We start from the raw sequence: 21,846 nt of genomic DNA, 5'->3' as shown, positions 1-21,846 counted from the left end.
GCCATGCGCGAACTGACCGAGCAGGAACGTTTCTGGCAGGGCGAGTTCGGTGACGACTACGTCGACCGCAACGACGGCGAGCGCCACGTGGCCAGCGCCACCGCCTTCTTCGCCCAGGCCCTGCGCCGTGCCGGGCGGCTCGACAGCCTGCTGGAGCTGGGCACCAACCGCGGGCTCAACCTCCAGGCGCTGCACCGGCTGCTGCCGGACGCTGCCCTGCATGGCGTCGAGCTGAATGCCAAGGCCCACGCCATCGCCCAGGGGCTGGGCATCGCCGAGGTCTGGCACGGCTCGCTGTTCGATTACCCGGTGCGCCAGCCGGTGGACCTGGCGTTCACCCGTGGTGTGCTCATCCACCTGCCGCCCGAGCTGCTGCCCAAGGCCTACGCCAAGCTGTACGAGGCCAGCCGGCGCTATGTACTCGTCGCCGAGTACTACAACCCCTCACCGGTGGAGGTGAGCTACCGGGGGCACGCGGGCAAGCTGTTCAAGCGCGACTTCGCCGGCGAGCTGCTCGACCGCTACGAGGACCTGCGCCTGGTGGACTACGGCTTCGTCTACCGCCGTGACCCGAGCTTCCCCACCGACGACATCACCTGGTTCCTGCTGGAGAAGCGCCCATGAGCCGCGTCGCCATCATCCCTGCCCGAGGCGGCAGCAAGCGCATCCCGCGCAAGAACATCAAGCTCTTCCAGGGCCAGCCGATGATCGCCTACCCGATCCGCGCGGCCCTGCTGTCCGGGCTGTTCGACCGGGTGATCGTCAGCACCGACGACGAGGAGATCGCCGGCGTGGCCCGCGAACTGGGTGCCGAGGTGCCCTTCATGCGCCCGGCGGCCCTGGCCGACGACCATGCCGGCACGGTCGCAGTCATCCAGCATGCCGTTGCCGAGCTGGCGGCCGCCGGCCAACAGCCGGAGCTGGTCTGCTGCCTTTACGCCACCGCGCCCTTCGTCCAGGCCGACAGCCTGCAGGCCGGGCTGGATCTGCTGCTGCAACACCCCGATGCGCACTACGCCTTCACCGTCACCGATTTCGCTTCGCCGGTGCAGCGCGCCCTGCGCCTCACCGCCGAGGGCGGCGTGGAGTCGCTCTACCCGCAGTTCCGCGAAACCCGCTCCCAGGACCTGGAGCCGGCCTACCACGATGCCGGTCAGTTCTACTGGGGGCGTACCGAGGCCTGGACCCGTGGCGAGCCGATCCACGCCGCGCATTCGCGGCCGTTGGTACTGCCGCGCTTCCTGGTACAGGACATCGACACCCCCGACGATTGGCACCGGGCCGAGCAGATGTACACCGCGCTGCTGCTGGAAGGGGACATCTGAATGCGGGTGCTGGTGCGGGCGGATGCGTCCCTGCGCATCGGCTCCGGCCATGTGATGCGCTGCCTGACCCTGGCCGAGGCGCTGCGCCAGGCCGGCTGCGACGTGCAGTTCGCCTGCCGGCCAGGCCTGGGTGACGGGCTGGCGCTGATCGCCGCCCGGGGGTTCCCGGTGCACCGCCTGGAAGGCGTCGAGGATGAGCGCGCCTGCGTAGAGTCCCCCTTGCCCTGGGCAGAGGACCTGGCCGCCTTGTGGCAGGCGCTGCCCGCTGGCACGACGTTCGACTGGTGCGTGGTGGACCACTACGGCCTCGGCGCCGAGTGGGAGCGGGGCGTTCGCCTGCGTGCCCGCTGGGTCATGGCCATCGACGACCTGCTGCACCGCCCCCATGAGGTCGACCTGCTGCTGGATCAGAACGCCACCGCACGCCAGCGCCTGGACGACGACTCGCTGGCGACTGTCCGTCAACCGCTGCTCGGGCCTCACTTCGCGCTCCTGCGCGAGGCTTTCCAGGGCGCGCCGATCGCTGTTGCCGAGCGGGTGGAGCGGGTACTGGTGAGCTTCGGCGGCGTGGACATCGGCGGCGAGACCCTGAAGGCCCTGGCCGCGCTGGAAACCTTTCCCGACGTGGCGGTCGACGTGGTCGCCGGCGCTGCCAACCCGGCGTGGGGCGAACTGGAGCAGCGGGTAAGCCAGCACCCCCGCTGGACCCTGCATCGCCACGTCGACGACTTTGCCGGGCTGATGCGCCAGGCCGACCTGTGCATCGGCGCCGGCGGCGGCACCACCTGGGAGCGCGCTGCGCTGGGCCTGCCGACGCTCTGCGTGGCCCTGGCGCCCAACCAGCGCCCCAATGCCGAGCGGCTGGCCGAGGCGGGCCTGCACCTCTACCTGGGAGAGGCTGCCGACCTGGCGGTCGATGATTACCGTGCGGCGCTACGGATCCTGCTCGGCAACCCGGGCCTGCGCCGCAGCCTGGCGGCGCGGGGGCGGGAGACCGTGGACGGGCGTGGCGTCCGGCGCGTGGTCGCGGCCCTGCTGGCCCGTGACCTGCGCATGCGCGCGGCAACCCTGGACGACGCCCAGCTGCTGTTCGAAGGGCGCAACGCCGAGCCGGTGCGACGGGCGTCGCTCAACACCGAGCCGGTGGAGTGGTCGTCCCATGTGCGCTGGCTGGAGCGTGTGCTCGCCAGCCCGGACCAGCACCTGCTGTGGCTGGCCGAGGCGGCGGACGGCCCGGTTGGCGTGCTGCGCTACGACCGCATCGAGACGGCGCGGGTCGAGGTCTCGCTCTACCTGCTGCCCGGCCGCGATTCGGCCGGCTGGGGCCTGTACATGCTGCAGGCCGGCGAGGCGGCCCTGGCCCTTCACTGGCCGGAGGTGAGCGGGGTGGAGGCACGGGTACGCCCTGACAACCTCGCCTCGCTGTTACTCTTCGAGCGCGCCGGTTTCACCCAGCGTCACTGTGTGTTTCAACGAACCCTGCAGGGAGAGAGCCGATGAGCACCTTTCGGATCGGCGCCAGAGCCATCGGGCGTGATGCGGCGCCCTTCGTCATCGCCGAGATGAGCGGCAACCACAACCAGTCCCTGGAGCGTGCCCTGGCGCTGGTGGATGCCGCCGCCGATGCCGGCGCCCACGCGCTGAAGCTGCAGACCTACACCCCGGACACCATGACCCTCGACCTGGACGAGGGCGAGTTCCACATCGGCGACCCCGACAGCCTGTGGAGCGGCACCTCGCTCTATCGTCTGTACGGTGAGGCCTACACCCCCTGGGAATGGCACGAGCCGATCTTCCGCCGCGCCCGCGAGCGCGGTCTGGAGGCCTTCTCCACGCCGTTCGACGCCACATCGGTGGACTTCCTCGAATCCCTCGGCGTGCCCGCCTACAAGATCGCCAGTTTCGAGAACGTCGACCTGCCGCTGATCCGTCGCGTGGCCGCCACCGGCAAGCCGCTGATCATCTCCACCGGCATGGCCAGCGTCGGCGAGATCCAGGACTGCGTCGACGCGGCACGCGGCGCCGGTTGCCGTGACCTGGTGCTGCTCAAATGCACCAGCACCTACCCGGCCAGCCCGGCCAACACCCACCTGCGCAGCATTCCCCACATGCGCGAGCTGTTCGGCTGCGAAGTGGGGCTGAGCGACCACACCCTCGGCGTCGGCGCCTCGGTGGCGGCCGTCGCCCTGGGCGCCAGCGTGATCGAAAAACACTTCACCCTGTCCCGTGCCGAGGGCGGGGTGGATTCCGCCTTCTCCCTGGAGCCGGCCGAGCTGGCGGCCCTGGTGAGCGAAACCGAGCGGGCCTGGCAGGCCCTCGGGCAGGTCCACTACGGGCCCACGCCGGCCGAGCGCAAGTCCCTGGTGTTTCGTCGTTCCCTCTACGTGGTGCGTGACATCGCCGCCGGCGAGCCCTTCACGGCCGACAACGTGCGCGCCATCCGTCCGGGCCTCGGCCTGCCGCCCAAGCACCTGGACGAGGTGCTGCGCTGCGTTGCCAGCGAGCCGCTCAAGCGCGGCCAGGCGCTGGCCTGGCGGCACCTGTCGGGAGGCGGTCGATGAGCCGGGTGTGCATCCTCGACTACGGCTCCGGCAACGTCCGCTCGGTGGCGAACCTGTTCGCCACCCTTGGGGAAACCCGGGTTTCCAACGATCCCCAGGTGATCGCCGACGCCACCCACCTGGTGTTGCCCGGCGTGGGGGCCTACGGCGCGGCGATGGCGCGAATCGTCCAGCAATTGCCGCTGGACGGTGTGCGCCGTGCGGTCTTCGAACAGGGCAAGCCCTTCCTCGGCATCTGCGTGGGCATGCAGGTGCTCAGCGACGAGGGTCATGAATTCGGCCAGCATGCCGGGCTCGGCTGGATACCCGGTCGCGTGCTGGCGCTGGACAGTGCCGGCCTGCCGCTGCCCCACGTGGGCTGGAACGACATCCGGGGGGAGCTGCCCCACCCCCTGTTGCAGGGGTTGGAAGCCACGCCGGACTTCTATTTCGTGCACAGCTACGCCTTCGCCACGGCCTCGGCCGATGACGTCATCGCCACCGTCGAGTACGGCAGCCGCTTCCCGGCGGTGGTCGGGCGGGAGAACGTGCTGGGCGTGCAGTTCCACCCCGAGAAGAGCCAGCGGGCCGGCGCCCAGCTGCTGAAGAACTTCCTGGAGCTGGCATGAAGAAGAAACGCATCATCCCGGTCCTGCTGCTGAAGAACGGCCAGCTGGTGCAGAGCAAGCGCTTTTCCCGCCACCAGGTGCTGGGTAATCCCTCCGCTGCCGTCCGCCGGCTCAGCGACTGGGCCGCCGACGAGCTGGTCTATCTGGACATCAGCCGCGACGACCACTACGACCTGGGCCGTGATGACCTGGGCAGCCGCAACCTGCAGGACATTGACGCCATCGTCGCCGAAGTCGCCCGGGCGTCCTTCATGCCGATCACCCTGGGCGGGCGCATCCGCTCGCTGGACGATATCGCCCGGCGCCTGGCCACGGGGGCAGACAAGGTCACGCTGAACACTGCTGCCCTGGACGACCCAAACCTGATCGAGGCGGCCAGCCGCGAATACGGCTCGCAGTGCATCGTGCTCTCGGTGGATGTCCTGCAGCAGGGTGACGACTACCGCGTGTTCGCCGAAGGCGGGCGTCGCGACACCGGCCGCCGTGTCGAGGACTGGGTGCGCGAGGCCCAGGAGCGGGGCGCCGGCGAGGTGATGGTGAATGCCATCGACCGGGACGGCGCGCGCCAGGGCTACGACCTGGCCCTGCTGGACCGGGTCTGCGCCAGCGTGCACATCCCGGTGATCGCCCTCGGGGGCGTGGGGGAGTGGTCGCACATGGCCCAGGCCCTGGAGCAGACCGGCGTCGACGCGGTGGCGGCGGCCAACATCTTTCATTACACCGACCAGAGCGTCTACCTGGCGCGCAAGTACCTGTTCGAGCAGGGGCTGAACGTTCGCAGCCCCCAGCTACTCAGTCTCTAGGAGCCTCTTCATGGAATATTGCAGCCGCTGCGTGTACCCCCGGGCCAGCGTCAACCTGATGCTGGACGAGCACGGTGTCTGCTCGGCCTGCCAGGTCGCCGAGCAGTTCGCCCAGCTGCCGCCCACCTTCTGGGACGAGCGCCGCAAGCGCTTCGAGCGGGTGCTGGAGGAGACCGGGGCCGGCAAGCGCAACGACAACTACGACTGCATCATCCCGGTCAGCGGTGGCAAGGACAGCTACTACCAGGCCCATGTGATCGCCGCCCAGTACGGCCTCAAGCCGCTGCTGGTGACCTACCACGGCAACAACTACCTGCCCGAGGGGGACTACAACCGCGACCGCATGCGCCATGTATTCGATGCCGACCACATGGTCTTCGGCCCCAGCGTGGAGGTGCTCAAGCGCCTCAACCGCCTGTGCTTCCGCAAGATGGGCGACATGAACTGGCACGCCCACTGCGGGATCATGACCTACCCGATCCAGGTGGCGGTGAAGTTCGACATTCCGCTGATCATCTGGGGCGAGACGGCCTGGGACATCTCCGGGATGTTCGACCCGGACGACTACGTGGAATTCAGCGCGCGCGTCCGCCACGAGCACGCCCTGCGCGGCTTCGAGTGGAGCGACATGCTGGACGACCCCGAGGAGCCGCTGCGCGAGAAGGACCTGCTGTGGGCGCGCTACCCCAGCGATGCCGACATCCTCAAGACGGGGGTGCGGGGCATCTACATCGGCAACTTCTTCCCCTGGGACCCGAACCAGCACACCCGCCTGGTGCAGGAACGCTACGGCTGGAAGATGGCCGACAAGCCCTTCGAGCGCACCTACCGGCAGATGTCCAACCTGGACGACCGTTACGAGAACGGCGTGCACGACCTGCTCAAGTTCATCAAGTTCGGCTACGGCCGCGCCTCCGACCATGCCTCCAAAGACATCCGCGCCGGCTACCTGACCCGGGAGGAGGGCATCGAGATCGTCCGCCGCATGGACTCTGTGGTGTCCAGCGACCTGCAGCACTGGCTGGACTACGTGGGCATGACCGAGCAGGCCTTCTGGGAGACGGCCGACACCTTCCGCTCGCCGCGTGTCTGGTGGATCGAGGATGGCCAGTGGTGGAAGGACAACATCTGGGGTGAGCCGAGCGCCTACGGGCCGGTGCACCTGCCCGAGGCGCAGCAGCAGAAATACCGGCGTGCCGGTTGAGGAGTGCGACGGTGAAAGAAGACGACATCCGCCCTTCGCGCCTGCAGGCCGGTCAGCGTGTGGCCCTGCTGCATGACATCGCCTTCCTGCTGGCCCGCAATGAAGAGTTCGTCCAGTGCGCGTGCCCGGCCTGCGGCAGCGAGCGCGCCCGGCCACGCTTCGAGAAGAACGGCTTCCGCTACGTGGACTGCCTGGACTGCACCAGCTTCTACGTCAATCCCCGGCCCGGCGAGCGCCTGCTGGCGGACTTCTACCGCCAGAGCGAGAACTACGCCTACTGGGCGCGGCACATCTACCCGGCCTCGGCCGAGGCGCGCCACCAGTCGGTGATCGTGCCACGGGTGGAGCGGGTGCTGGAGCTGTGCCAGCGCATCGGCCTGCCCTGTGGCGACCTGCTGGAGGTGGGGGCGGGCTACGGCTCCTTCTGCCGCGAGATGCAGCAGCGCGGGCTGTGGCAGCGCATCGTCGGCATCGAGCCGACGCCGGACCTGGCGGCGATCTGCCGCGAGCAGGGTTTCGAGGTGGTGGAGCAACCGGTGGAGGTCTATGCCGCCTCGACTGCCCAGCGTTTCGACCTGATCGCAGCCTTCGAGGTGATCGAGCACCTGTTCGACCCCGGTCAGGTGGTGGCCAGCCTGTCGGCGCTGCTGCGTCCGGGGGGCGCGCTGATCCTCACCTGCCCGAACGGTGCCGGGTTCGATGTCCAGCAACTGGGGCCGGAGAGCCCCTGCGTGGACCATGAGCACCTGAACTACTTCAACACCCGCTCGCTGCCGCTGCTGCTGCAGCGCCACGGGCTGGAGACCCTGGCCTGCTTCACCCCCGGCAAGCTCGATGCCGAGCTGGTGCGCAAGGGCGTCCAGGCACAAGGCCGCGAGGCGGAGCTGGACCCCTTCCTGCAGGACGTGCTGTTCAACCGCTGGGACGAGCTGGGCCCGGCCTTCCAGCGCTTCCTGGCGGAGTCGGGGATGTCGTCCCACATGTGGGTGATGGCCCGCAAGCCGGAGGAGGGCGCCCGTGTCTGAGTACGAAGCCTTCGCCAAGGCGCTGCGCCAGAGCTACCAGGACAACGGCTTCGCCTTGGTCAAGCAGTTGCTCGCCCCCGAGACCACCCGCCATCTGCGCGAGGAACTGGTGAAGGCCTTCGCCAGCGAGACCCGCTACCCCGGCGACATCTACGACAACCCCAGCCTGGGCAGCATTCGCATCGACGTGTTCAACCGCTACCCGGCGGTGTGGAAAGCCATCTTCGACTCCGAGTTCCTGACGGTGCTGCAAATGCTGCTGGGCGAGGATTTCGTCCTGCTGCCCGAGTCCGCCCTGCATCACCGCGGCTACGGCACCTGGCACAAGGACACCGATTCGCAGCAGAAGGCCGGGCATCGTTTTCACTGGGAGCCGGATTGCGACATCGTGCAGATCGCGTTCTACCTCCAGGCCAATACGCCGGAATACGGCGGCGGGCTGGAGGTGATCCCCGGTTCCCACCGCGTGGACATGCGCTGGTACGAGGAGAGCCAGAAGGGCTACCGCGTTCCCAGCGAGGCCGGCGACCTGGTGATCTTCAACACCCGCCTGGACCACAAGGCCTGCTGGCCCACCGGGCCGGTGCCGGTGGAGCATGAGAAGTACGCGGTGTTCTTCATGGCCTCGCGCAACAACGCCCATGCCCGCCAGTACATCGACTTCATCCGCGGGCGCAGCGGCTACCTGTTCATGGACGGGTTCAGCTTCCCCGAGCCCGTGCAGCGGCTGACCCAACCGCGTGGCATCCAGTTGCTGGTGTGAATCTTGCTCCACGGGCTGCAACGTCAATTTTCCGTACAAGGCCCGCCCGGATGGTCGGGCCTGCGATAAGGCAGGTAGCGCTATGGTCGGACTCGTTCTTCCTTCTTCGATGCAGGGCCGGCCGGCCTGGCGGCAGCTGCTGCCGGCGGGCTTCAACGGCTTCGACCCCGAACAACCCTGCGGCTACTGGCCATCGCTTTGGCGACGTTGGCTGGGCTATCGCGACAGCGACCCGGCATTCGCGGCCTTCCTGGCCTTCCTGGAGTCGCTGCCCGGCCAGCCGGAGCTGAGCCGCGAAGCCCTCGCCGAACAGTTGGCCGCGCACCTGGCACGTCCGCGCAATCGCTTCTTTCTCTTCGTGGTCTGGTTCTTCCGTGAAGGCGCGCAGCCCACACCGCTGGCCAGCCTGCCGGACCTGTCGGCCCTGCTGGGCGAGCAGCACTGGGCGACCTTCCGCCGCTGGCATCGCAAGTACCACACCGACTTCGTGGCCCTGCAGTGCCTGCAGGCCTGGGAGCGTCAGCCGGAAGTGAAGGCCGCTTACCAGTACCGGGGCGTGGACCTCAGCGGCGCCCTGGACTACCAGGCCTTCCCGCGCATGCTCGATTCGCTGTTCAACGCTTTCTCGGCCGAGTGAACCCCATGTCCCAACCTGTACGTGCCCTCATCACCCAGCTCTGGCCGAAGAACATTCCACTGCTGGAACGCTACCTGAGCGAGAACGAGCCGCGGACGCTGATCACCTTCCAGGGCTGCCTGACCCCGGAGCTGGAGGCCATGGTCCAGCGCCATGGCGGCGAGCTGGTGGTGATCGACCCCTTGCTGGACCAGGCGATGCCCTCGGCCCAGGCAGAATTCGACCAGCGCCAGGCGCTGGCCTTCAGCGACACCGTGCGCCAGGACCTGCGCCCCGACCTGGAGGCCGCCGGCCTGGAGTGGGACGGCTGGGAGACCACCCTGAAGGATGTGGCCGCGCGAACCCTGCCGGTGTCCTTTGCCCTGGTGGATGCGCTGGACCGGATGGCGGCGACCTACGAGGTGGAACTGGTCGCCGTCAACGAGGACTGGATGTTCGGTTCCAAGACCTTGGTGGCGTGGGCCAAGGCGCGGGGCATCCCCTCTCTGCACATCGAGCACAACCCGACGCTCTGCTACCCCTATACCGTGCACGACCAGCAGAACTCCGACCTGATGGTGGTGTGGAGCGAGGACAGCCGCCGCCTCTACGGCGACGCCGGCTTCGACCCGGAGCGTCTGCATGTGCTGGGTCTGCCGCAGTTCGACTCGCTGTTCGACGCCCGCGAAGAACGGGCCAGTGCCCGTGCGGCCTTGTGCCAGGAACTGGGGCTGGATACCGCGCGGCCCATCGTGGTGCTGGGCACCACGCTGCTGGCCGAGCACAGCCTGCCGCCGGAGCTGGCCATCGACGAGCAGGTGCTGCGGGCCTACCTGGAGGCTGTGCGGGCCCTGGGTGGTGAAGCCCAGGTGATCATCAAGGGCCGGCGTCCGCAGGGGCGCTTCGGGCCTGAGCAGGTCCAGTTGCTGGCGGCCCAGTACGGTCTGGGTGCCAATGACTACCGCTACGCCGACGGCGCACCGTTGCCCTTCCTGCTCAGCGCCGATGTGCTGGTGGCCGTGGATTCGGGCCTGCAGGTGGAGGCCATGCTGGTCGGCACACCGGCCCTCAACCTGATGACCGAGACCGGATTCTTCTATGGGCCCGGCCTGGTGCCGGCTCAGGGCGTCGACACCGTGGGGGCGGACGAACTGGCCGACGCCATCCGCCGGCTGCTGACGGATGACGTTCACCGCGAAACGATGCAGGCGCGCGCGAAGGCCTGTGTGGAGGCCCTGCCGCGCAACTCGACGGCGGCCATTGCTGCGTTCATGGGCCGCATGGCGCTGCCGGAACCCCGTCGCTTGCTGGCCAGCGACCAGCTGCAGGACTGGCTGGATTCCGGTACGCCGAAAGGGCCGGCGCTGGCGCGCATCCTCGACAGCCTGGCGACCCAACAGCCGCGGCCGCCCCGCTTGGCAGTGGTGGTGCTGGATCGCCATGGCGATGCCGATGCGGTCTCCGCCACGCTGGACAGCCTGGCAGCCAATCTCTATCCCCATGTCGTCCCGGTGCTGCTGAGCACGGCTGGGCTGCCGGCCCCAGCCGGCGTCATGGGCCTGTGCGTGTCCGAGGGTGAGCAATTGCAGGCGATCAACGCCTGGGCCGCCGAAGCCGATGTGGACTGGTTGCAGGTGGTGGAGGCGGGCGTGACGTTCACGGCGGGCGGCCTGCTGGCGATGGTGCGACGCCTGGAGCGGCTGGAAGGGTGCCGGGCGGTGTATGGCGATGAATTCCAGCGCGCGCCCTCCGGTGCTCGCGGGGCGTGCTTCAAGCCGGACTTCAACCTCGACCTGCTGCTCAGCTTCCCCCTGAGCCTGGCGCCGCGCTGGTTCTTCCGGCGGGAGGTGTTCCTGGCCGAGGGCGGGTTCGACCCGATCTTCGTCGAGGCTCCCGAGCTGGAGTTGCTGTTGCGCCTGGTGGAACGCGATGGTCTGCAAGGGCTGGAGCACGTCGACGAGGTGCTGCTGAGTGCTCCCGTTCCGGTATTGCAGGCCAACCCCTACGAGCAGGTGGCCATCGAACGGCACCTGGAGAAGCGCGGCTTCCAGGCGCGGGTCGAGAGCCCGATGCCGAGGCGCTACCACATCCACTATGGGCACCCGCAGCAGCCGCGGGTCTCCATCGTGGTGGCGGTACGCGATCACCTTCCCTTGCTGCAGCGCTGCGTGGAAACCCTGCTGGAGCACACCCGCTACCCGAATTACGAGTTGCTGCTGGTGGATTGCGAAAGCCAGGATGCGGCGACCCTCAGTTGGCTGGAGGGGGTCGAGGGCTTGCAGAGCGAGCAGGTGAAGGTGTGGCGGTTTGCCGGCCCCTTCAATTTCTCGGCCATGGTCAACGCGGTGGCGATGACGGTGGAGAGCGAGTACCTGCTGCTGCTGGGCCACGACGTGGAAATCGTCCAGCCCGAATGGCTGGATGAGCTGGTCAACCAGGCCCAGCGCCCGGAAGTGGGGGTGGTAGGGGCCAAGGTGCTGGATGCGATGAACAGCGTCGAGCAGGCCGGCATCGTGCTGGGGCTCCATGACGTCGCGGGGCGTGCCTTTGTGGGTGAACCTTTCGAGGCTCCGGGCTACCTCAATCGCCTGCAGGTGACGCAGAACTACAGCGCCGTTGGCAGCGCCTGCCTGATGGTGCGTCGCGAAGCCTATGTGGCCGTTGGCGGGATGGACGAGGCGAAGCTGTCGGCTTTCTATGGCGACGTGGACCTGTGCCTGCGCATCCGCGCTTCGGGTCTGCTCAACGTGTGGACGCCCCACAGCGTGGTTCGGCGCGATGGCATCGACCTGCCGATTCTTGCCATTGAAGGCGCGCTGCCAAGGCAGGCGGCACTGAAGGCCGAGCGCGAGGAGATGCTGCAGCGTTGGCTACCGGTGCTGGCGAACGATCCGTCCTATAACCGCAACCTGTCGCTGGCCGGGTCGGGCTTCAGCTTCGAGTACGGCGAGCGCCGCGTGAGCGATCCGCTGCTGCCGCAGGTGCTGTGCTACCCGGCGGACATCACCGGCTGCGGACATTACCGTGTACGCCAGCCGCTCGCGGCACTGAAGGCAGCCGGTTGGGCGGAGGGCATGGCCAGTGGGGTGCACCTGTCCCCGGTGGAACTGGAACGCTTCCAGGCCACCAGCATCGTCTTCCAGCGGCAGATCATGGAGCCGCAGATCGAGGGCATGCGCGAGGTGAAGGCGTTGTCTTCGGTATTCAAGGTCTACGAGCTGGACGACTACCTGCCCAACCTGCCGCTGAAGAGCGTGCACCGCGACACCATGCCGAAGGACATCCTGCGCTCGCTCAGGCAGGCGGTGGCGCTGACCGATCGCTTCGTGGTGTCCACCGAGCCGCTGGCCGAGGCTTTGCGCGACCTGCACGGGGACATTCGGGTGGTGCCCAACTTCCTCCCCGAACACTGGTGGGGCAACCTGCGCAGCCAGCGCCGTCGAGGCCGCAAGCCGCGTGTCGGCTGGGCGGGGGGGAGCAGCCACCTGGGCGACCTGGAGTTGATCACCGACCTGGTCAAGGCCCTGAAGGACGAGGTGGAGTGGGTCTTCTTCGGCATGTGCCCGGAGCGTATCCGGCCCTATATCCACGAATTCCACGGCGGCGTGCCCATCGAGCAGTACCCGGCGCTGCTGGCGAGCCTGGACCTGGACCTGGCGTTGGCGCCGCTGGAGCCGAACCTGTTCAACGAGTGCAAGAGCAACCTGCGGCTGCTGGAGTACGGTGCCTGCGGCTTCCCGGTGATCTGCACTGACGCCGTCTGCTACCGCGGCGACCTGCCGGTGACCCGGGTTAAGAACCGCTTCAAGGACTGGCTGGATGCAGTGCGCATGCACCTGGCCGATCTGGACGCCACTGCCCGGCAGGGCGATGCGCTGCGTGAGCGTGTGCTCGGCGAGTGGATGCTGAAGGGCGAGAATCTGCAGCGCTGGCGTTCGGCGTGGCTGCCGGACTGAGTTTTTCAGGAGCCGACGAACGGTATGGCGAAATCCTAAAGCTTCGTCATACCCGCCGATAACCCTGGTACGGACACAGTTCGTGCTTGTTGAGCAAGCCCCGGGAGAAAAAATTTCGAATCTCCCCTAAAGGTCCTCCGACAAGCGCCGATAAACAGTTCGAATGCGAATTCTAGGGGCACCTGAGCAGCAGGTCCTGAAGGTCGCAGGCTCAGGCAAATACTAGGTACTTCGGGAGACGCCACCATGGCACTTACAGTCAACACAAACATCGCTTCGCTCAACACTCAGCGTAACCTGAACGCATCGTCCAACTCGCTGAACACCTCGCTGCAACGTCTCTCCACCGGTGCCCGCATCAACAGCGCCAAGGACGATGCCGCCGGCCTGCAGATCTCCAACCGTCTGACCAACCAGATCAGCGGCCTGAACCAGGCGACTCGTAACGCCAACGACGGTATCTCCCTGGCGCAAACCGCTGAAGGTGCCCTGCAGCAGTCCACCGCGATCCTCCAGCGTATCCGTGACCTGTCCATCCAGGCCGCCACTGGCTCCAACAGCGCCGACGACCGTGCCGCCCTGCAGAAAGAAGTGACCGCCCAGCAGGCCGAACTGTCCCGTATCGCCGAAACCACTACCTTCGGTGGTCGCAAGCTGCTGGATGGCTCCTTCGGTACCACCAGCTTCCAGGTAGGTTCCAAAGCCTACGAGACCATCGACGTGACCCTGCGCGATGCTTCCTCCAGCAAGCTGGGCTCCTACCAGGTCGGCGGTGGTGCCTCCACCAACTCGGCCGGTGCTTCCGCTGCAGCCACCACCAAGACCGGTACCCTGATCACCGGTAGCGGCGGCGCCTTCAGCTCCGGCACTGTGACCGTGGTTGGTAACGGCCAGACCAAAGACATCGACATCACTGCAACTGACAGCGCGAAGAGCATCGCCCAGAAGTTCGACGGCTCCATCTCTGGTCTGTCCGCCACTGCCCGTACCGTGGTTCAGGCAGACGTGAACTTCACCTCCGGTGCCGCTACCTTCAACATCACCGTGGGCAGCAACACCGTGCAGATGGTGGGTGTGACCTCCAACGAGGACCTGACCAACCAGATCAACTCCAACGCCGGTAAGTTGGGCCTGACTGCCAACTACGACAAGCAGAGCGACAAGATCACCATCACCTCGTCTACTGGTGAAACGATTGAGTTCGGCACTGCGACCGGTTCTTCGGCGGGCACGATTGATGTGGCTGTCCAAGGTAACGATGGAACCTTCGGGGCAGCGGCAGACGTCAAGGCTGCCGGCGGTAAGGCCTTCGGTTACGTGCAGCTGGACTCCCCGACTTCCTTCGCGGTAACCGGCTCTACCACCGAGGTGTTCTCGCAGAGTTCCTCGACTCTGAACACGGTGGCCAACGTGGACATCTCCACCGCCGATGGTGCCCAGCGCGCGATTGCGGTAATCGATAGCGCCCTGGCGGCGATCGACTCCCAGCGTGCCGACCTCGGTGCTGTGCAGAACCGCTTCGACAACACCATCTCCAACCTGCAGAACATCTCCGAGAACGCATCTGCCGCTCGGAGCCGGATCAAGGACACTGACTTCGCGGCCGAAACCGCTACGCTGTCCAAGAACCAAGTTCTGCAACAGGCTGGTACGGCGATCCTGGCCCAGGCCAACCAGTTGCCGCAGTCGGTCCTCAGCCTGCTGAGGTAAGTGAGGCGGAGCGCCTAGTCACTGATGGGAGGAAGGGACTTACCCTTCCTCCCATTTGGCCATTGTGAGGTATGTAAAACATGGATATCTCAAGCATAACGTCGGTCAACGCCATCCCTCGGTTGGTGAAGGACACCAGCGGTACGACGCCTTCCCAAAATGGCGTCACCCCGAATACGCCCACTGCGGTTCCGGTAGCCAGCGGCACGGCCGCCCAGGACGACAAGGATGCCCGTAAAGGCCAGGGCGCCGATCTGGAGTCGGCGGTGTCCGACATTCAGTCTTTCGTGCAGGCCGTCAAGCGCGGGTTGGAGTTCAGCGTGGATGACTCCACTGGCGATGTGGTGGTGAAGGTCATCGACACCGACTCGGGCAAGCTGATTCGCCAGATTCCGTCGGAGGAGCTTCTCAAGCTTGCTGAACGGCTTGACGACATCCGCAGTCTGATGTTCGAAGCAAAGGCTTGAGTTGGCGCGATTCTTGTTTGCTGCTCTGCCAATCCTTCCAGGAAGGGGATTCGGGACGTTTTTTTGACGGAGGTGTGAAATGGCCACAACGATCGGCACAGTGGGTTCGGGACTGCTCGACATCGACGCGACGGTCAAGGCACTGGTGAACAACGCCAGGGCGCCGAAACAGAACCAGCTGGATTCGCTTGAGTCCAAGACCACCACCAAGCTCACCGCCCTGGGTAGCCTCAAGAGCGCCGTCAGCGATTTTCAGACTGCGATGGCCTTGCTCAACAGTCCGAGCAGCTTCTTGTCCCGTAGTGTCGTCTCTTCCAATACGGCTGCACTTAACGCTACCGCTACTGCAAGCGCTGTGGCAGGCACCTACAGCATCAACGTCACTCAGCTCGCTCAAGGCAGCAAGATCGCCTCGGCAGCTTTCGCCGATGGCGCAACGACCACATTCAACTCCGGAACGCTTGATATCAAGATCGGCGGTGAGGATGCCCTCAACATTTCCGTCGACAGCACCAACAACACGCTGACCGGCATCCGAGATGCGATCAACAAGCAGGGTGCCGCCAAGGGGCTCAGCGCGACTATCGTGACCGACAGCCAGGGTTCGCGCCTTGTCTTGAGCAGCAGCAAGATGGGTGATGGCAAGGACATCACCATGACCGGTACCAGTACCTCGGGCAGCGCCACTGAACTGGGCAAGCTGACCTTCCCTGGCGCAGCCCTCAACGCCTCCGACTTCGCCACGCCTGCCGAGTACAATGCTGCCGTTGCAGCCGCCGGAAAGACCCTCAACACCGCACAAAGCGCCAAGTTGACCGTTGATGGCCTGAATGTGGTCAGCGACTCCAACAGCGTGTCCACCGCGATCGAAGGGCTGACCCTGAATCTCACCGCCGCGACCGAGGTCGGCAAGCCGTTGACGCTCACGGTGTCACAGAACACCAGCGCAGTGAAAACCAACGTCCAGAACTTCGTTACGGCCTATAACAAGATGGTTTCCACCATCAACAGTCTGACCAAAGTGACTGCAGTAGAAGGCAGCAAGCCTGTTGTGGCGGCTCTTGCTGGTGACTCCACTGCTCGTGGTCTGCTGGCGAACTTGCGCACGGAGCTGGTCACCCAGAGTAGTGATGGCGGTACCGTCAAGGCGCTTGCAAGCCTGGGGATCGCGACCAAGACAGACGGCACCCTCGAGCTGGACAACACCAAGCTCGACAAAGCGATTGCGAAGGATGTGCAGGGTATTTCCGACTTCTTCACTGGTGACAACGGATTGGCCAATCGCTTGACCAATCGAGCCAAGCCGTTCACGGCTTCAGGTGGGGTGCTTGAACAGCGCAGTACGGTCTTGCGCGACACCATCAAGAGCGTTGACAAGCAGAAGGCTGCACTGGATGTGCGCATGACCGTGTTGCAAACCCGTCTCTACAAGCAGTTCACGACCCTAGACAGCTTGCTGAGCCAGATGCAGAGCACCAGCACGAACCTGACCGAGCAACTCAAGAAACTTCCCGGCACGTCCAGCAGCTGATCTTGAGTTTGACGCGCGAGCCTCCTGATCGCGAAAAAAGATGGATGGAGGCTTAAGCTCTGGTAGGACCGGCCGATAAGATGAACATCGACGAAACACCGGTTCACGAGGAGTTGCGCAAATGAACGCGATGATGGCCATGCAGCAGTATCAGCGGGTCAATGTCCAGGCCCAGGTTGCCGAAGCCAGCCCCCACCGCCTTATCCAGATGCTCATGGAAGGTGGTCTGGAGCGCATGGCACAGGCCCAGGGTGCGATGATGCGCGACCAGGCGCCGCTCAAGGGCGAACTGATCAGCAAGTCCATTGCCATCATCGGCGGGTTGCGAGAAGCGCTCGATCCCACCCAGGGTGGCGAGATCGCCATGAACCTCGACCGCCTCTACGAATACATGATCGCTCGCCTGATCGAGGCCAATAAGGTCAACGACCCTGCGCTCGTCAACGAAGTGGCAGGGCTGCTGCGCGAAGTGAAATCCGGCTGGGACGCCATCGCGCCCGTTTGAGGAAAGCACCATGAGCCAGACCATGCTCAAGCAGATCGAAGAGACCCGGGAGGCGCTCGTCTCCGCCTTCGAAATCCAGGACTGGGAGGCCGTTGGGCGCCTGGACCTCCAGTGCCGTGAACAGGTGAATGTGGCGATGCTGGACTGCGGCGATATCGAAGAAGGGTTGCGTGCCCAGCTCGAGGCACTGATCGAGGTCTATCGCCAACTGACTGAATCCTGCGCGCGACAGCGTGACGAGGTAGCGGCTGAGCTCAGCCAGATCGTTCGTGCCAGCCAGGGCGCCAAGGTCTACCAGCTCTTCGGTTGAGTGGAATCCAGGCTGCACCGATGCCCCTCGGTGCAGCTTTCATGGCCTTTCGCGAGGTCATCGGGGCTTCTGAAAAATACACGCCATAAATTTGACTCAGTCGGTGTTTTTGACTTTACTACTGGCCAATTGCCGGCGGAACTCCTTGAGGTACGTCGGTTTTTCTTGCCGCGTTCCAGTGGCGCCCGCTTTCGAGTAAGAACAGACCGATGTGGCGTGAAACCAAGATTCTGCTGATCGATGACAACGCTGATCGGCGTCGAGACCTGACAGTCATTCTGAACTTCCTCGGTGAAGACCACCTGGCCTGCGGCAGCGCCGACTGGCGTGCCATGGCGGATGCCAGCAGTGCCAGCCGCGACGTGCTCTGTGTACTGCTGGGTGAGGTCCAGTCCAAGGGCGGTGTGCTGGAGCTGCTCAAGCAGGTCGGCAACTGGGACGAATTCCTGCCGGTGTTGCTGATCGACCAGGTGGCTCCAGTCGAGTGGTCGGAAGACATCCGTCGTCGCGTGCTGGCATCCCTGGAGATGCCGCCCAGCTACAACAAACTCCTCGACTCCCTGCACCGTGCCCAGGTCTACCGCGAGATGTACGACCAGGCCCGCGAGCGTGGTCGCCAGCGCGAGCCCAACCTGTTCCGCAGTCTGGTGGGCACCAGCCGCGCGATCCAGCAGGTGCGGCAGATGATGCAGCAGGTGGCCGATACCGATGCCAGCGTGCTGATCCTCGGCGAGTCCGGCACCGGCAAGGAAGTGGTGGCGCGCAACCTTCACTACCATTCCAAGCGCCGCGAAGCGCCTTTCGTGCCGGTCAACTGCGGCGCAATCCCCGCCGAGTTGCTCGAGAGCGAGCTCTTCGGCCATGAGAAGGGCGCCTTCACCGGCGCCATCACCAGCCGTGCCGGCCGCTTCGAGCTGGCCAACGGCGGCACGTTGTTCCTCGACGAGATCGGCGACATGCCGCTGCCCATGCAGGTCAAGCTGCTGCGCGTGCTGCAGGAGCGCACCTTCGAGCGGGTTGGCAGCAACAAGACCCAGAACGTCGACGTGCGCATCATCGCCGCGACCCACAAGAACCTCGAGCAGATGATCGAGATCGGCAGCTTCCGTGAAGACCTCTATTACCGCCTGAACGTCTTCCCCATCGAGATGGCCCCGCTGCGTGAGCGCGTGGAGGACATCCCGCTGCTGATGAATGAACTTATCTCCCGCATGGAGCACGAAAAGCGCGGCTCCATCCGCTTCAATTCCGCCGCCATCATGTCGCTGTGCAACCACGACTGGCCGGGCAACGTCCGTGAGCTGGCCAACCTGGTGGAGCGCATGGCGATCATGCACCCCTACGGCGTCATCGGCGTCAGCGAACTGCCGAAGAAGTTCCGCCACGTGGACGACGAGGACGAGCAACTCGCCGCCAGCCTGCGCGAAGAGCTGGAGGAGCGTTCCGCCATCGGCGCCGGCCTGCCCGGCGTCAGTGCTCCGGCGATGCTGCCGCCCGAAGGCCTGGACCTGAAGGATTACCTGGGCAACCTCGAGCAGGAGCTGATCCAGCAGGCGCTGGACGATGCGGCCGGTGTGGTGGCCCGTGCCGCCGAGCGCCTGCGTATCCGACGCACCACCTTGGTGGAGAAGATGCGCAAGTACGGTATGAGCCGCCGCGACGAAGATATGGCGGAAGATTGACGTCCTTTTGCTAACTAGCTGATTTAAATGGATTAATTTTTAGGCACGGGTATTGCTAAGTCTCTTGTGAAACGACCGTTGGATGACGGTTTGCCGAGCGAGAGACTGAAATGACCGCAAGAGCCAACCCCGCACAGCAAGACGACGAGAACACCTGGGTGAATGTCGAAGAGGCCGGCCGTGCCAGCCTCGAAAAGACGTTTGCCATGTTCAGCCAGATGTCGTCTCAGCTCAGTGAGTCGTACAACGTGCTCGAAGCGCGTGTCACCGAGCTCAAGGGGCAATTGGCATTGGTCAGTGCCCAGCGCATGCAGGAGCTGGCTGAAAAGGAGCGCCTGGCCCAGCGCCTGCAGAGCCTGTTGGACCTGCTGCCCGGTGGCGTCATCGTCCTCGATGGGCAGGGTGTCGTCCGCGAGGCCAACCCGGTGGCCTGCAGCCTGCTCGGGCGCCCCCTGGTCGGCATGCTCTGGCGCGAGGTCATCGCGCGCAATTTCGCTCCCCGCAAGGACGACGGCCATGAGATATCCCTCAAGGATGGCCGTCGCGTCTCCATCGCCACCCGATCCCTCGACGGTGAGCCTGGTCAACTGGTGCTGCTGGCCGACCTGACGGAAACCCGCCGCTTGCAGGACGAATTGGCCCGCCATGAGCGCCTGTCCTCGCTGGGGCGCATGGTCGCTTCCCTGGCCCATCAGATCCGCACCCCGCTTTCCGCCGCCTTGCTCTATGCCAGCCACCTGGCTGAGCAGGTGCTGCCGACCGAGCAGCAGCAGCGCTTTGCCAGCCGCCTCAAGGAACGCCTCCATGAGTTGGAGCACCAGGTGCGCGACATGCTGGTGTTCGCCCGGGGCGACCTGCCGCTGCCGGATCGCCTTGCGCCGGTGATGCTGTTCGCCGCGTTGCGCTCGGCCGCTGAACCCCACCTCGCCGGCGCCCAGGTGCGTTGGCAGTGCGACATCAGTGGGGGAGAGGTGCTGTGCAACCGCGACACCCTCGTCGGTGCACTGTTGAACCTGATCGAAAACGCCACCCAGGCCGCCGGCCCGCGGCTGCGCCTGAAGGTGCACCTCTTTGCCCGTGGCAACGCCCTGCACCTGTCCGTCAGCGATAACGGCCCCGGCATCGAGCCCGCCACCCTGGCGCGTCTGGGCGAGCCTTTCTTCACCACCAAGACCACCGGAACCGGCCTCGGCCTGGCCGTGGTCAAGGCCGTGGCACGTGCCCACCAGGGCGAGCTGACGTTGCGCTCGCGCGTGGGGCTGGGTACCTGCGCCACCCTGGTTCTGCCGCTGCTGGCGGCACAGCCGGCTAAACAGGAGTGATTCCATGACCGTCAAGATCCTGCTGGTCGAAGACGACCGCGCCCTGCGCGAAGCCCTGGCCGATACCTTGGCCCTCGGCGGCTACACCTACCGTGAGGCCGATTGCGCCGAGGCCGCCTTGGTGGCCCTGGGCGAAGAGCACTTCGGCATGGTCATCAGCGACGTGAACATGCCGGGCATGGATGGGCACCAGTTGCTGGCCCTGATCCGCACGCGGTATCCGCAGCTCCCCGTCCTGCTGATGACCGCCTACGGCGCCGTCGAACGTGCCGTGGATGCGATCCGCCAGGGCGCGGCGGATTACCTGGTCAAGCCTTTCGAGCCTCGCGTGCTGCTGGACCTTGTCGGGCGCCATGCCCTGGGCCATGTCCCCCGTGGCGAAGCCGAAGGCCCTATCGCCGAGGACCCGGCCAGCCGTCAGCTGCTGGAGCTGGCGGCCCGGGTCGCCCGCAGCGACTCCACCGTGCTGATCTCCGGCGAGTCCGGTACCGGCAAGGAGGTCCTGGCGCGCTACATCCATCTGCAGTCGTCCCGTGCGGACAAGCCTTTCATCGCCATCAACTGCGCGGCCATCCCGGACAACATGCTGGAAGCCACGCTTTTCGGTCACGAGAAAGGGGCATTCACCGGCGCCATCGCCGCCCAGCCCGGCAAGTTCGAACTGGCCAATGGCGGCACCATCCTGCTGGACGAGATTTCCGAAATGCCGCTGGCGCTGCAGGCCAAGCTCCTGCGGGTGCTGCAGGAGCGTGAGGTGGAGCGCGTCGGTGCGCGCAAGCCCATCGAGCTGGATATTCGCGTGCTCGCCACCACCAACCGCGACCTGGCGGGAGAGGTGGCGGCCGGACGTTTCCGTGAAGACCTCTACTACCGGCTCTCGGTCTTCCCCCTGGCCTGGCGCGCCTTGCGCGAGCGCCCGGCGGACATCCTGCCCCTGGCCGAGCGCCTGCTGGCCAAGCACGTACGCAAGATGAACCACGCCCCTGTCAGCCTCTCCCGCGAGGCACGCGATGCGCTGTTGCGCCATCCCTGGCCGGGCAACGTGCGGGAGCTGGACAACGCCATCCAGCGGGCGCTGATTCTCCAGCAGGGCGGCATCGTCCAACCCCACGACCTGTGCCTGGATGCACCCATCGGCATGAGTGTCGGTTCTTTGGCGCCGCAGCCGATTGTGTCGTCCGTACCGGTCTCCGCTGCGCCGCCAGTCGCTACTCCGCCGGTTGTGGTCGACGCTGCCAGCGCGCTGGGTGAGGACCTGCGCCGCCATGAGTTCCAGATGATCATCGAGACACTGCGCCTGGAGCGGGGGCGTCGCAAGGAGGCGGCCGAGCGGCTCGGCATCAGCCCCCGGACCCTGCGCTACAAGCTGGCGCAGATGCGCGATGCCGGCATGGACGTCGAGGCTTACCTCTACGCCAGCTGACGAGAGCCCCGTGCCTGTCTGAGCATTGAACACCG

At 65.8% G+C, this 21,846-nt stretch carries 19 protein-coding genes; all 19 read left to right on the top strand.

From position 1 onward, the window contains the following. The first annotated feature begins 3 nt into the window (after positions 1-3). The 19 genes from BM198_RS04660 to BM198_RS04570 all read left to right on the top strand — a co-directional run bounded on the left by BM198_RS04660 (position 4) and on the right by BM198_RS04570 (position 21,811). The gene (locus tag BM198_RS04660) at positions 4-624 is read left to right on the top strand and encodes a pseudaminic acid biosynthesis-associated methylase (RefSeq protein WP_074968159.1); all 621 of its coding nucleotides are present in this window, start codon (positions 4-6) and stop codon (positions 622-624) included. Then, entirely contained in the window at positions 621-1,325 is a 705-nt protein-coding gene (pseF, locus tag BM198_RS04655) for a pseudaminic acid cytidylyltransferase (RefSeq protein WP_074968157.1), read from the top strand. The genes BM198_RS04660 and pseF overlap by 4 nt, the downstream gene beginning before the upstream one ends. Beyond that, the gene (gene pseG / locus BM198_RS04650; RefSeq protein WP_074968154.1) at positions 1,326-2,825 is read left to right on the top strand and encodes a UDP-2,4-diacetamido-2,4,6-trideoxy-beta-L-altropyranose hydrolase; all 1,500 of its coding nucleotides are present in this window, start codon (positions 1,326-1,328) and stop codon (positions 2,823-2,825) included. Further along, complete coding sequence (pseI, locus tag BM198_RS04645; RefSeq protein ID WP_044408199.1) at positions 2,822-3,886, top strand: pseudaminic acid synthase; 1,065 nt, start codon at positions 2,822-2,824, stop codon at positions 3,884-3,886. Before pseG ends, pseI begins: the two co-directional genes overlap by 4 nt. Continuing rightward, positions 3,883-4,494, top strand: a complete 612-nt coding sequence (gene hisH / locus BM198_RS04640) for an imidazole glycerol phosphate synthase subunit HisH (RefSeq protein WP_074968152.1) — start codon at positions 3,883-3,885, stop codon at positions 4,492-4,494. The genes pseI and hisH overlap by 4 nt, the downstream gene beginning before the upstream one ends. Beyond that, positions 4,491-5,297, top strand: coding sequence for an imidazole glycerol phosphate synthase subunit HisF (hisF, locus tag BM198_RS04635; RefSeq protein ID WP_044408194.1), 807 nt, complete (start codon positions 4,491-4,493; stop codon positions 5,295-5,297). The genes hisH and hisF overlap by 4 nt, the downstream gene beginning before the upstream one ends. Positions 5,298-5,307: 10 nt before the next feature. After that, on the top strand, positions 5,308-6,501 hold the full coding sequence (locus BM198_RS04630) for an N-acetyl sugar amidotransferase (protein ID WP_044408191.1): 1,194 nt from the start codon (positions 5,308-5,310) through the stop codon (positions 6,499-6,501). A gap of 11 nt (positions 6,502-6,512) precedes the next feature. Beyond that, the gene (locus BM198_RS04625; protein WP_083422331.1) at positions 6,513-7,526 is read left to right on the top strand and encodes a class I SAM-dependent methyltransferase; all 1,014 of its coding nucleotides are present in this window, start codon (positions 6,513-6,515) and stop codon (positions 7,524-7,526) included. Further along, a complete protein-coding gene (locus BM198_RS04620; RefSeq protein ID WP_074968148.1) occupies positions 7,519-8,289 on the top strand; it encodes a phytanoyl-CoA dioxygenase family protein in 771 nt (256 codons plus the stop codon). The genes BM198_RS04625 and BM198_RS04620 overlap by 8 nt, the downstream gene beginning before the upstream one ends. A gap of 82 nt (positions 8,290-8,371) precedes the next feature. Further along, positions 8,372-8,926 (top strand): hypothetical protein, encoded by a 555-nt coding sequence (locus tag BM198_RS04615; protein ID WP_139233565.1) that lies wholly within the window; start codon positions 8,372-8,374, stop codon positions 8,924-8,926. A gap of 5 nt (positions 8,927-8,931) precedes the next feature. Then, positions 8,932-12,861 (top strand): glycosyltransferase, encoded by a 3,930-nt coding sequence (locus tag BM198_RS04610; RefSeq protein WP_074968143.1) that lies wholly within the window; start codon positions 8,932-8,934, stop codon positions 12,859-12,861. A 246-nt stretch (positions 12,862-13,107) separates the two neighbouring features. Next, complete coding sequence (locus tag BM198_RS04605) at positions 13,108-14,571, top strand: flagellin (RefSeq protein WP_074968141.1); 1,464 nt, start codon at positions 13,108-13,110, stop codon at positions 14,569-14,571. A gap of 80 nt (positions 14,572-14,651) precedes the next feature. Then, positions 14,652-15,038 carry a flagellar protein FlaG gene (locus BM198_RS04600; RefSeq protein ID WP_074968140.1) on the top strand — a complete coding sequence of 129 codons (387 nt, stop codon included), beginning with the start codon at positions 14,652-14,654 and terminating at the stop codon, positions 15,036-15,038. Positions 15,039-15,117: 79 nt separating this feature from the next. Next, positions 15,118-16,569: a flagellar filament capping protein FliD gene (gene fliD / locus BM198_RS04595; protein ID WP_074968138.1), complete on the top strand. Its 1,452-nt coding sequence runs from the start codon at positions 15,118-15,120 to the stop codon at positions 16,567-16,569. Positions 16,570-16,690: 121 nt separating this feature from the next. Beyond that, positions 16,691-17,074 carry a flagellar export chaperone FliS gene (fliS, locus tag BM198_RS04590; RefSeq protein WP_074968136.1) on the top strand — a complete coding sequence of 128 codons (384 nt, stop codon included), beginning with the start codon at positions 16,691-16,693 and terminating at the stop codon, positions 17,072-17,074. A gap of 10 nt (positions 17,075-17,084) precedes the next feature. Next, on the top strand, positions 17,085-17,384 hold the full coding sequence (locus BM198_RS04585) for a flagellar protein FliT (RefSeq protein ID WP_074968134.1): 300 nt from the start codon (positions 17,085-17,087) through the stop codon (positions 17,382-17,384). Positions 17,385-17,593: 209 nt separating this feature from the next. Then, positions 17,594-19,066, top strand: coding sequence for a sigma-54 dependent transcriptional regulator (locus tag BM198_RS04580; RefSeq protein ID WP_044408164.1), 1,473 nt, complete (start codon positions 17,594-17,596; stop codon positions 19,064-19,066). A gap of 110 nt (positions 19,067-19,176) precedes the next feature. Continuing rightward, complete coding sequence (locus BM198_RS04575) at positions 19,177-20,388, top strand: sensor histidine kinase (RefSeq protein ID WP_083422330.1); 1,212 nt, start codon at positions 19,177-19,179, stop codon at positions 20,386-20,388. 4 nt (positions 20,389-20,392) lie between these two features. Next, entirely contained in the window at positions 20,393-21,811 is a 1,419-nt protein-coding gene (locus BM198_RS04570; protein ID WP_074968132.1) for a sigma-54-dependent transcriptional regulator, read from the top strand. The last annotated feature ends 35 nt before the right edge of the window (positions 21,812-21,846 follow it).

It is taken from the genome of Metapseudomonas otitidis (assembly GCF_900111835.1).
Classification (GTDB): Bacteria; Pseudomonadota; Gammaproteobacteria; order Pseudomonadales; family Pseudomonadaceae; genus Metapseudomonas; species Metapseudomonas otitidis.
The sequence above is the reverse complement of the archived record's forward strand: the minus strand, read 5'-3'. Positions and strand labels throughout refer to the sequence as shown.

Bases quoted from the DNA above. Each gene is read 5' to 3' on its own strand.
- hisH (WP_074968152.1), top strand. From the start codon at position 3,883: ATGAGCCGGGTGTGCATCCTCGACTACGGCTCCGGCAACGTCCGCTCG.
- pseI (WP_044408199.1), top strand. From the start codon at position 2,822: ATGAGCACCTTTCGGATCGGCGCCAGAGCCATCGGGCGTGATGCGGCG.
- BM198_RS04600 (WP_074968140.1), top strand. From the start codon at position 14,652: ATGGATATCTCAAGCATAACGTCGGTCAACGCCATCCCTCGGTTGGTG.
- BM198_RS04630 (WP_044408191.1), top strand. From the start codon at position 5,308: ATGGAATATTGCAGCCGCTGCGTGTACCCCCGGGCCAGCGTCAACCTG.
- pseF (WP_074968157.1), top strand. From the start codon at position 621: ATGAGCCGCGTCGCCATCATCCCTGCCCGAGGCGGCAGCAAGCGCATC.
- BM198_RS04610 (WP_074968143.1), top strand. From the start codon at position 8,932: ATGTCCCAACCTGTACGTGCCCTCATCACCCAGCTCTGGCCGAAGAAC.
- BM198_RS04605 (WP_074968141.1), top strand. From the start codon at position 13,108: ATGGCACTTACAGTCAACACAAACATCGCTTCGCTCAACACTCAGCGT.
- pseG (WP_074968154.1), top strand. From the start codon at position 1,326: ATGCGGGTGCTGGTGCGGGCGGATGCGTCCCTGCGCATCGGCTCCGGC.
- BM198_RS04585 (WP_074968134.1), top strand. From the start codon at position 17,085: ATGAGCCAGACCATGCTCAAGCAGATCGAAGAGACCCGGGAGGCGCTC.
- fliD (WP_074968138.1), top strand. From the start codon at position 15,118: ATGGCCACAACGATCGGCACAGTGGGTTCGGGACTGCTCGACATCGAC.
- hisF (WP_044408194.1), top strand. From the start codon at position 4,491: ATGAAGAAGAAACGCATCATCCCGGTCCTGCTGCTGAAGAACGGCCAG.
- BM198_RS04615 (WP_139233565.1), top strand. From the start codon at position 8,372: ATGGTCGGACTCGTTCTTCCTTCTTCGATGCAGGGCCGGCCGGCCTGG.
- BM198_RS04580 (WP_044408164.1), top strand. From the start codon at position 17,594: ATGTGGCGTGAAACCAAGATTCTGCTGATCGATGACAACGCTGATCGG.
- BM198_RS04575 (WP_083422330.1), top strand. From the start codon at position 19,177: ATGACCGCAAGAGCCAACCCCGCACAGCAAGACGACGAGAACACCTGG.
- fliS (WP_074968136.1), top strand. From the start codon at position 16,691: ATGAACGCGATGATGGCCATGCAGCAGTATCAGCGGGTCAATGTCCAG.
- BM198_RS04570 (WP_074968132.1), top strand. From the start codon at position 20,393: ATGACCGTCAAGATCCTGCTGGTCGAAGACGACCGCGCCCTGCGCGAA.
- BM198_RS04660 (WP_074968159.1), top strand. From the start codon at position 4: ATGCGCGAACTGACCGAGCAGGAACGTTTCTGGCAGGGCGAGTTCGGT.